Raw genomic sequence first — 10,158 nt, forward strand, 5'->3', positions numbered from 1 at the left:
CTCCCGGGGCGCATGCGTTCCGTCCCGTCAGTCCGCGCCGAGGTAGGCCGCCTGGAGCACGCCCGGGTCCCGTCGCAGTTCGTCCGCGGTGCCGCTGTGCACCAAACGGCCGTGGGCCAGCGCGTACACCCTGTCCACCACCTCCAGGGCGGCGGAGACGTGCTGTTCGACCAGCAGCACTCCGAGCCCGCGTTCCACGGCGAGGGTGCGGAGGGTCCGCAGCAGCTCCGCCGCGATCCTCGGGGCGAGGCCCAGGGACATCTCGTCCACCAGGAGCAGCCGTGGCCGCCCCAACAGGGCACGAGCCAGGGCGAGTTGCTGTTGCTCACCGCCTGACAGCAGACCCGCGCGGCGGGATTGCAACGGGCCCAGCTGAGGCAGCACGGTCAGTGCCTCCTCGATCAGTGCCCGGCCACCTCGCCGCTGTTCCAGGCAGAGCGTCAGGTTCTCCCGGACGGTCAACTGCCGGAACAGCCCCCGGTCCTCGGGGACCAGGCGCAGCCCGCGCCGGGCCAGTGCACGGGCGCCGGTGCGCGCGGTGACCGGCCCGCCGAGCAGTTCGATCCGCCCGGCGTGGGCGGGCAGGCAGCCGGCCAGGGTCAGCAGGGTCGTGGTCTTGCCGGCGCCGTTGGGGCCGAAGAGACCCACCACCTCCCCCGGCGCGATGTGCAGGTCCAGGTCGCGTACGACCGTGCCGGCGCCGTGGCCCGCGTGCAGGCCCCGCACGCGCAGCAGAGCGGACACCGCCTCGGCTGCCGCGCCGGAGGTGTCGGTCGCGCTGTCGGCGGCGGTCATGACGGACTCCCTTCTCCCAGGTAGGCGGCGAGCACGGCGGGGTCCTTCCTGATCTGTGCCGGGGTCCCCGAGGCAAGCACCGTTCCGGCGTCCAGGACGTGGACGTGGTCGCAGTTGCCGAGGACGAGGCCCATGTCGTGTTCCACCAGGAGCACGGTGGTGCCTCGGTCGCACACGTCCCTGAGACGTCGGCCGAGCTCTTCGCTCTCGTGGCTGTCGAGTCCCGCCGCCGGTTCGTCGAGGAGGAGCACGTCGGGGCGGGCGATCAGCGCGCGGGCGAGGGCGACCAGCGTGCGCTGCCCCTGGCTGATGGATCCGGGAAGGGAGCCCGCGACGGTGTCGAGCCCCAGTGACGCCAGCAGGTCGTGCACCACCGGCGTGTCCGCGGCGGGCATCCGCCTCAGCTGGTGCCACCAGCGTCGGCGGGTGTCGCCCGGCATCCCGGTGGCGACGTTCTCCGCCACCGTCAGGTCGTCGAAGAGGTCGAGTGCCTGGAAGGTGCGGACCAGTCCGGCGCGAGCCCTTCGATAGGGTGCGAGGCCGTCGATACGACGATCGCCGAGGTGGACCTCGCCGCGTGCCGTGACATAGCCCGTGCAGGCGTCCAGCAGGGTGGTCTTCCCGGCACCGTTGGGGCCGATGAGCCCCGTGAGGGATCCTGGGGCGACGTCAAGGCTCACGCCTTTGAGCGCGTGCACGCCTCCGAAGGCCACGTTCAGATCACGTAGTGCGAGAGACAGCATGCTCGGTCTCCTCTCCGCGTGCGGGGACCTGCTTCCGGGACGGCTCGGGCACGTTGTGCCGACGCAGCCTGCCTGTCAGCCACCGCAGCTGCCGGTCGAGTTCTCCCGCCACACCCCCAGGGGTGGTCACCAGGGCGAGGAGCAGTCCGATCGCGCTGACGATCGCGTTGTACTTGCCGAGTTCCAGCCAGCGGTCCAGCGCGTAGTACACCAGCCCGCCGGGGGCCAGGAGACCGGCGATGACGGCGCCGGAGACGCGGCTGATGCCGGCCAGGTACACCACCGCGACATAGGTGAGCGACACGAAGACGTCGAAGTTCTGGAAGGCCAGGCTCTCCTGCTGGTATCCGAGAAGGACACCAGCCGTCCCGGCGAGGCCGGCGGCGATCCCGAAGCCCGTCAGCTTGACACCGGCGATGTTGATCCCCGCCGCGGCGGCCGCCCGCTCGTTGGCACGCACCATGAGCATCTGTCCGCCGAGGCGGGTCCGGCGCAGCCAGATCACGCCGATGGCGCAGGCCGTCACCACGAAGAGGGCGAAGAGGGCGAACCCGATGTCCCCGCCATTGCCGAGTCCGGTGCCGAACAAGCGGAGTTCCGGCACCCGGCTGCCGCCCATGCCGCCCGTCCAGCCGGGATTCTTGAAGACGAACTCCGACACGGCGACGGCGAGACCCAGCGTGACCACGCCCAGGGTCACTCCGCGGATCCGCAGCGCCGGCACGGCGACGGCGACGCCCAGGATCACGGCCAGGGCCACCGCGATGAGCGGTGCGAGCGGGAACGGGAGGTGAGCGCGGGTGGTGAGGTTGCTGAGCACGAAGCCCGCTGCACCGGCGAAGGTCATCTGGGCCAGGGAGATCTGGCCCAGCATGCCGGTGACGACGACGATGCTGAGGCAGACGAGCACGGACACGACCGTCGTCGTCAGGGCGGTGCGGTACGGCCCGTCCAGTGTGAGGACCAGCGCCACGCCGGCCAGGAGCGTCGCACCCACCGTGATCGGACTGGCACCACCGCGGGGCACGGTCGGCAGCCGGGGATCCTCCTCCGTGCCGCGGGAGGGCAGACTCCCCCCGCTGACCGCGAGGGTCACCACGATCACCAGGAAGGGAATGATCTCGCGGAGCCCGGTCTGCGGCAGCCAGGAGTAGTCGCCCTGGAACTTCAGGACGACGCTCTGGAGCATGCCCAGGGCGATGCCCGCGGCGACCGTGACGCCGAAGGACCGAAGCCGCCCGACGATCGCCACGGCGAGCGCCGGCACGATGAACAGGCTGTTGGCCACGGGGTCGAGCCCGGTGATCGGACTGGCCAGGATGCCCAGCAGGCCTGCCAGTACCGAGGAGCCCATCCAGGCGAGGGCGGAGAGGCGTCCGGGCGAGTGCCCGAGAAGCGTGGCCGCCCGTTCGTCCTCGGCGACAGCCCGCATTGCCAGGCCGGTCCGGGTGAACCGCGTGAGAACCCACAGCAGGGCGGCGATGACGACGACCAGGGACGCCAGCAGGAACCTGTCCCACGACACCGTCAGCCCGCCGAAGTGCACGGGGTCGTTCGCCAGGATCGGCGGCACGCTCGCGCTCGTGCTGGGAAACCGCAGGACCACCAGGGACTGGAGCACCATGGTGATGCCGACGGCGGCGACGAGTTTCAGCAGACCTGACGCCGATCGCAGCGAACGGAAGACCAGCGCGTAGGCGACCAGGCCCAGCACCGCCGCGACGGCGAGGCAGACCAGCATGGCGGCCCACACCGCCAGGTCCGGCATGGCGACGGTGCCGATCGGGAGGACCAGCAGGTCCTCGTTGTGCAGGAAGGCGTAGGTGTATCCGACGTACATCCCCATCGCGCCGAGGGAGATGTTGATGACACCGGCGGCCTGGTAGGTGAGCACCACTCCTGTGCCCAGCGCGGCGTAGATGGTTCCCGCGCCGAGGCCCAGGAGGGCGAATTGCAGGATCTCGATCATGTGGTTCCTTCGGTCCGCCGGTGATCGACCAGAGGCGTGGTGGTGATCATCCGGAGTACCAGCGACCGGCGACGTCCTGGAGCTGGCCGTTCTCGCTCTTCACGATGCGGACATCTTTGGCGCAGAGGGACGACATACCGGGGACCTGCTTGCCGTCACAGGTGGCCGGGGGACCGACGAAGGTCGGCTCGTCCTTCAGCGCGCGGAAGGCCTTGATCACGGCCGCGGGGTCGTCCGGCTTGTCGGTCTTGCCGAGCACGTCGGCCAGGGTCACGGTCGCGGCGAAGGCCGATTCCGGGTAGAACCCGAGGTCGACGGAGGGGGCGTACTTGGCCATGGCGGCCCGGAACGCCTTGGCGTCGGCGGTGTCCGAATTCGCGGGCTGCACGGAGACCGGGAAGTACGACCCGTCGGCCGCGCTTCCCGCGGCCTTGAGTACGCCCGGAGCAGCACAGTTACCGGTGAAGACGTAGGTCGCCGTGCTGGCCAGCGACTGCTTGGCCTTGAGCACGTTGACGCAGCCGGGTTCCGGCATGATGCCGAACACCGTGTCGGTCCCGCCCTGGAGGGCCTGGCTGAGCGGACCGGCCACGTCGGTCTCGTTCACGCCGAAGGGGACCATGGTCACCTTCTTCACACCTTGCGCCTTGAGCACGTCGCGGACGAACCTCTCAGCGGACAGTCGCGCCTGAGGGTTCTCGTTGAACAGGACGGCGGCCTTCTTGGTGTGCAGTTCCTTCGCGGCGTAGATGGCCGCGGCGATCTGCGACCCCGGGGATCCCGCGACGAACGAGAACGAGTCGGGAGAGGTGAGTTCGATGAGGCTGATCGGCGTCGTGGCCACGTAGGGCACACCGGCCTTGGCGAGCACGGGCAGGGAGCCGTCCGCGCCGAGGTCGAGGCCACCGATGACCGCGGCGGGCTTCTGTTCGAGGACCTGGGCCGCGCAGTTCGCCGAGGCCGCGGTCGTGCCGTTGGAGTTGCAGTACTCCAGGCGGATCGGCCGTCCCCCGGCGCCGCCCAGGTTGTTGTTCACGTACTTCACCGCCGCGCGGGCCGCCTGCCCCATGTTGGCGAAGTTGCCCGCCGCGTTGGTGTCGTTGTTGATCATGCCGATCACGATCGGCTTGCCTTGCGCCTTCTTCACCGGCAGAGCGACCTGACCGGCCTTGTCGGCCTTGCCGGACTCGCCGGTCGACCCGGAGTCGCTGTTGCCGGCGCAGGCCGCCACGAGTGTCAGGGCCAGAGCCGTACAGACACCGGCGGCCGCCCGAACCGGCTTACGCGAAAGCTTCCCCACAGACATAGCGCACCCCATCAACTTAGTTCACTTCGTTGAAGGGAGAGTGTGGGTGCGCAACGGGGCTGTGACAAGGGTTTGAGCAGCATTTGTCGCAGATAACGATTCAATATGAGGTGCAGACCACCTAGTCATCTAGGTGCACTCTCTATCTATCCCTCGCCGCTTCAGCTCCTGCGTCGGAACCGCGCCGTGGCGTCACGGAACTCCTGACCGGTGAGCAGCCCGCCCTGGACCGCACCGAGCACCGCCAGCTCGTGGTCGAACTCCGCACTCAGCGCCCGGCGCAACGACGCCTTGCTGCTGCTCAGTGCCGGTCGGGACAGCTTGGCGAGGCCGGCCGTCACTTCGGCGACCCGCTCCTCCAACCGGTCGGCCGCCAGCACCTCGTTGACGAGCCCCCATGCCAACGCCTCGTCCGGTGCGACCACGCGCCCGGTGAGGACCATCTCGCTCGCCCGTGTACTGCCCACCGCCCGGGTCAGCAGATGGGCACCCCCCATGCCGGGCACGAGGCCCACGTTGATCCAGGAGCTGGCGAAGCTCGCCTCCTGGGAGGCGTACCGCAGGTCGCAGGAGAGGGCCAGGTCCAGCCCCGCGCCCAGCGCGGCACCGCCCACCGCCGCGATGACGGGAACCGGGACGTCACGCATCAGCCGTACCAGGCGCTGGAACTGCCCGTAGATGGTGTCGGTGACCGCGCGAGCGCCCTGCTCGGCCACGACCGAGAGGGCGGCCAGGTCACCGCCCGCACAGAAGGCCGGCGCCGCGCCGGTGACGACCAGGGCCCGCACCTCGGGGTCGGCACCCGCCTCCGCCACCGCGTCGGCCAGGTCGTGGACCAGCTCGACGGTCAGCGCGTTGCGCCGCTCGGGCCGGTCGAGCACGAGCCACTCGGCGGCTCCGCACCGCTCCCGCCGCAGGTGGTTCGGCCCGTTCACCGTCGCGTCCGTCACGACCGCACCCCCGTGACGTCCCGGCCGATGATGGTGCGCATGATCTCGGAGGTGCCCCCGTAGATGGTCTGCACGCGCGCGTCGAGGAAGGCCCGGGAGACCGGGTACTCGCTCATGTAGCCGTAGCCTCCGAAGAGTTGGAGACAGCGGTCGACCACCCGCTGCTGGAGTTCGGTGGCCGCGAGTTTCGCCTTGGCCGCGTCGACCGCGGTGAGTTCGCCGGCGTTGAGGGCACGCAGGCAGTCGTCGACGTACGCCTGGACGACGTCGAGTTCGGTGACCATGTCGGCGAAGCGGAACTGGGTGTTCTGGAAGGCGGCCAGGGGCCGGCCGAAGGCCGTGCGCTCCTTGGTGTACTCCAGCGTCCAGTCCAGGACGGCCCGCGCCGGGTACAGGGCCTGGAGGGCGATGGAGAGCCGCTCGCTGGGCAGGTTCTCCATCAGATGGGCGAAGCCGCCGCCCTCCTTGCCCAGGAGGTTGTCGGCGGGCACCCGGACGTCCTCGAAGATCAGCTCGGCGGTGTCCTGGGCCATCAGGCCCATCTTGTCGAGTTTGCGACCGCGTTCGAAGCCGGGCATCCCGCGTTCCACCATGAACAGACTGAGCCCGCGGGAACCGGCCTCCGGATCGGTCCTGGCCACCACGACCACCAGGTCGGCGGCGATGCCGTTCGTGATGAAGGTCTTGGTGCCGTTGAGGATCCACTCCTCGCCGTGGCGCACCCCGCTGGTGCGGATGCCCTGGAGGTCGCTGCCGGCGCCCGGTTCGGTCATGGCGATCGCACCGATGAGCTCTCCGCCCGCCACACCGGGCAGCCAGCGCGCCCTCTGCTCCAGGGTCGCGAGGCTCAGCAGATACGGCAGGAAGATGTCGTCCTGCAGTCCGAAGCCGAGGTTGACCGAGGCGGCCCCCACCCGGGCCAGCTCCTCGATGACCACGCTGCGATACCGGACGTCCGTCACACCGCCGCCGCCGTACTCCTCCGGGACGGTCAGTCCGAGAATCCCCTGACGGCCCGCGGCCAGCCAGGCGCCGCGCTCGACCATCCGATCGGCGTCCCAGCGTTCCTGGCGGGGAACCACTTCGCGCTCCACGTACTCCCGGACGGTCGCCCGGAAGTCCTCGTGGTCCTGTTCGTAGAGCCTGCGCCGCATGTCCCTCCGCCTCTCCGCATCACACCATGAGTCTCACTTAGTCAACTAAGATAGACCAGTGGTGGCGGATTGCGTCACGCGGCCGCGACGGCGTTCAAGCTCGCGGGGTCCGTCAGGGCCCGGTGGATGGGGCCGGTCAGCGAGGACAGCGGGACACCCGTGCCCCGGTTGGTGTCGGCGACGATCTCCGCGACGATGGAGAGGGCCGTTTCGGCGGGCGTCCGGGCGCCGAGGTCGAGCCCGATCGGCGAACGCAGGCGCGCCAGCGCGGACTCCGCAACGCCGGCTTCCCGCAGCAGCGTCTCCCGGTGCTCGTGGGTGCGCCGCGAGCCCATGGCGCCCACGTAGCCGACCGGCAGGCCGAGCGCCAGAGCCAGCAGCGGAACGTCGAACTTGGCGTCATGGGTGAGCACACAGACGGCGGTGCGGGAGTCGACGGCCGTGTTCTCCAGATAGCGGTGGGGCCACTCGATCACGACCTCGTCGGCGTGCGGGAAACGGGCGCGGGTCGCGAAGACGGGCCGGGCGTCGCAGACGGTGACGTGGTAGCCCAGGAAGCGTCCGGCCTCGCTGAGCGCTCCGGCGAAGTCGACGGCGCCGAAGATCAGCATCCGGGGCCGGGTGGCGTTGGTGTGGACGAGGACCGACAACCGCTGCGGACAGGTGTCGGTGTCTCCTCCGATCTCGACCAGGGCGCTCTGCCCTGCCCGCAGGAGGGCGCGAGCGCGCTCCGTGACCGCCCGGTCCTCCTGCTCGCGACCGAGCGTCCCGGCACAGCCGTCGGTGCCCGGACGGACATGCAGGGTGCCGCCGAGGAACGCGGCGGGCCCGTCGACGACCTGTGCCACGGCCACGGGGCGACCGCGTGCCGCGTGTTCGAAGGCCGCGGCCAGGTGTGGCATGTCGGCGGCCACCACGCGCTGCACCAGCACGTCGAGGACACCCCCGCACGTCAGGCCCACGGCGAAGGCGTCGGAGTCGGAGTAACCGAAGCGCACGCGCACAGGAGCGCTGTGGGTGTCCAACACCTCGCGGCACATGTCGTAGACGGCCGCCTCCACACAGCCTCCGGAGATGCTGCCGACCGCCTCACCGTCGGCGTCGACCGCGAGCGAGGTGCCAGGAGGCAGGGGCGCGCTGCCGCTGACCTGGACGACAGTGGCGACGGCGAAGGACCGGTGCGTCCGGCACCAGTGGTCGAGGGTGTCCGCGATGTTGAGCATGGGGGGCTCCGAAGAAGGTGACGGTGGGGGGTGAGCGGGGCAGTCGGCGACGGTGCCGACCGCCCCGGTGAGGAGTCGGTCAGAGCAGGGACTCGGCGGTGATGGGCAGGTCGCGGACACGGCATCCGGTCGCGTGGAAGACCGCGTTGGCGACCGCCGGGGCCACGCCGACCAGCACGACCTCCCCGAGGCCCTTGACGCCGAGGGGATCGGCCTCGGGGTCCTCGCCGTCGATGTAGATGGCCCGGATCTCGGGGATGTCGGCGTTGACGGGCACGAGGTAGTCGGCGAGGTTCGCGTTGACGAGCCTGCCGTCGCGGTTGTCGTACTCGCCGTGCTCCAGCAGGGCCATGCCGATGCCGCCCACCATGCCGCCGAGCGCCTGGCTGTCGGCGAGCTTGGGACTGATGATGCGTCCGGTGTCGTAGACCCCGAGCATCCGCCGCACCCGGACCAGCCCGAGACGCGCGTCCACGGCGACCTCGGCGAAGATCGCGCTGTAGGCGTACATCGAGAACCGGTCCGCCGACGGCGGGCTCCAGCCGCCGAGGACTTCGAGATGTGTGCGCTCGTTGCGGGCGAGGAGCTGCCGGTAGGTCTCTCCGCGCCCTGGATCGCCCTGCACGCTCAGACGGCCGGAGCGGACCACGACCTTATCGGGGTCCGCCCCGTACAGAGGTGACTGCTTGTCCTCGACGGCCAGCTTGATCGCCTGCTGCCGCAGCGTGTCGCAGCCGGCCTGGACGGCGGATCCCACACTGGCCATGGTGACGGAGCCGCCGTGCGGGGGCGCCGCCGGCATCGCGGAGTCACCGAGCCGGAACGTCACCTGACGCATCGTCAGGCCGAGGGCGTCCGCGGCCACCTGGGTCATGGACGTATAGGTGCCCGGCCCCATGTCGCTGGTCGCGGACTGCACGAGGGCGGTGCCGTCGGCGTCGAGCCGGACCCGGGCCTGGGCGGCCACTCGGTGCGTGGGATAGCAGCCGACCGCCATGCCCGTGCCGATCAGCCAGTCGCCGTCGCGCGTGGACCGGGGCTTCGGGTCGCGCCGGTGCCAGCCGAACTCGCGGGCGCCTGCCTGGAGGGCGTCGCGCAGCCTTCGGGTCGAGAAGGGGAGGTTGTGGGCCGGGTCCTCGTTCGGCTCGTTGCGCAGGCGCAGCTCGATCGGGTCGATGCCCAGTTCGTGGGCGAGTTCGTCGAGCGCCGACTCGACGGCGTAGGCGGCGGAGGAGTAGCCCGGTCCGCGCATGGGAGTCGGGGTGTTCACGTCCAGCGCCGCCGCCTTGTACGCCTGGCTGACGTTGGGCGTGGCGTACAGCATCTGGCCGAGGTCGAGGATGGCCTCGGCGTACATCTCGTAGCGGGAGGTCTCGGCCGTCAGCTCATGCGCCATCGCGGTCAGACGGCCACGCCGGTCGCTGCCCAGGCGCACCCGGTGCTCGTAACGCGGCCGGTAGCCGACGTTGGTGTAGAGCTGCTTGCGGGTGAGGACGAGCTTGACCGGCCGCTTGACCTCCCTGGCTGCGAGGGCCGCGATCACGGTGGAGGGCCAGACCCTCAGCGAGTTGCCGAACGCTCCGCCGACGAAGGGCGACAGGACCCGCACCGACTCCGCGGCGATACCGAACACCGCGGCGAGTTCGGCGACCGCGCCCTGCACCCACTGGGTCTTGTCCCAGACAGTGAGTTCGTTCCCCTTCCACTCGGCGACGGCGGCGTGCAGCTCCATCGCGTTGTGGTGGGTTCGGGCGGCCGTGTAGGAGAGGTCGCTGGTTACGGGCGCGGTGCGCAGGGCCGCCTCGGCGTCACCGCGCGCGTAGTCCATCAGCTGGACCGACGGGGCGTCCGTCATGTCGGTCGAGCCCTGCTGCGTGTCGTAGTCGACCTTCACCAGGTCCGCGGCGTGCTGCGCGACCTCGAGGGTGGTGGCCACCACCACGGCGACGGGCTGGCCGCGGAAGTGGACCTGGTCGTCCTGGAAGGCCCTCAACCTCTGGCCCGGCGGGTTGAAGTAG

General features: G+C 70.5%; 8 protein-coding genes. All 8 read right to left on the reverse strand.

The annotated features are described in order from the left end of the window. Nucleotides 1–27 precede the first annotated feature (27 nt). A complete protein-coding gene (locus ACFULQ_RS28000; RefSeq protein ID WP_383548806.1) occupies nt 28–795 on the reverse strand; it encodes an ABC transporter ATP-binding protein in 768 nt (255 codons plus the stop codon). After that, nucleotides 792–1,538: an ABC transporter ATP-binding protein gene (locus ACFULQ_RS28005; RefSeq protein WP_383548809.1), complete on the reverse strand. Its 747-nt coding sequence runs from the start codon at nt 1,536–1,538 to the stop codon at nt 792–794. The genes ACFULQ_RS28000 and ACFULQ_RS28005 overlap by 4 nt, the downstream gene beginning before the upstream one ends. Continuing rightward, entirely contained in the window at nt 1,516–3,507 is a 1,992-nt protein-coding gene (locus ACFULQ_RS28010) for an ABC transporter permease (RefSeq protein ID WP_383548812.1), read from the reverse strand. Before ACFULQ_RS28010 ends, ACFULQ_RS28005 begins: the two co-directional genes overlap by 23 nt. A 46-nt stretch (nt 3,508–3,553) precedes the next feature. After that, nucleotides 3,554–4,807, reverse strand: coding sequence for an ABC transporter substrate-binding protein (locus tag ACFULQ_RS28015; protein ID WP_383548815.1), 1,254 nt, complete (start codon nt 4,805–4,807; stop codon nt 3,554–3,556). 167 nt (nt 4,808–4,974) lie between these two features. Beyond that, complete coding sequence (locus ACFULQ_RS28020) at nt 4,975–5,763, reverse strand: enoyl-CoA hydratase/isomerase family protein (protein WP_383548818.1); 789 nt, start codon at nt 5,761–5,763, stop codon at nt 4,975–4,977. Beyond that, on the reverse strand, nt 5,760–6,917 hold the full coding sequence (locus ACFULQ_RS28025; protein WP_383548820.1) for an acyl-CoA dehydrogenase family protein: 1,158 nt from the start codon (nt 6,915–6,917) through the stop codon (nt 5,760–5,762). The genes ACFULQ_RS28020 and ACFULQ_RS28025 overlap by 4 nt, the downstream gene beginning before the upstream one ends. Nucleotides 6,918–6,991: 74 nt before the next feature. After that, a complete protein-coding gene (locus ACFULQ_RS28030; RefSeq protein WP_383548823.1) occupies nt 6,992–8,140 on the reverse strand; it encodes an XdhC family protein in 1,149 nt (382 codons plus the stop codon). Between the two features lie 79 nt (nt 8,141–8,219). Then, nucleotides 8,220–10,158 (reverse strand): xanthine dehydrogenase family protein molybdopterin-binding subunit (locus ACFULQ_RS28035; protein WP_383548825.1); only part of this gene is annotated, 1,939 nt, incomplete at its 5' end.

This window comes from Streptomyces sp. NPDC057253, assembly GCF_042669125.1.
GTDB lineage: Bacteria > Actinomycetota > Actinomycetes > Streptomycetales > Streptomycetaceae > Streptomyces.

Coding starts and splice junctions, on each gene's coding strand:
- ACFULQ_RS28000 (WP_383548806.1), bottom strand. CDS start 795: ATGACCGCCGCCGACAGCGCGACCGACACCTCCGGCGCGGCAGCCGAG.
- ACFULQ_RS28005 (WP_383548809.1), bottom strand. CDS start 1,538: ATGCTGTCTCTCGCACTACGTGATCTGAACGTGGCCTTCGGAGGCGTG.
- ACFULQ_RS28010 (WP_383548812.1), bottom strand. CDS start 3,507: ATGATCGAGATCCTGCAATTCGCCCTCCTGGGCCTCGGCGCGGGAACC.
- ACFULQ_RS28025 (WP_383548820.1), bottom strand. CDS start 6,917: ATGCGGCGCAGGCTCTACGAACAGGACCACGAGGACTTCCGGGCGACC.
- ACFULQ_RS28030 (WP_383548823.1), bottom strand. CDS start 8,140: ATGCTCAACATCGCGGACACCCTCGACCACTGGTGCCGGACGCACCGG.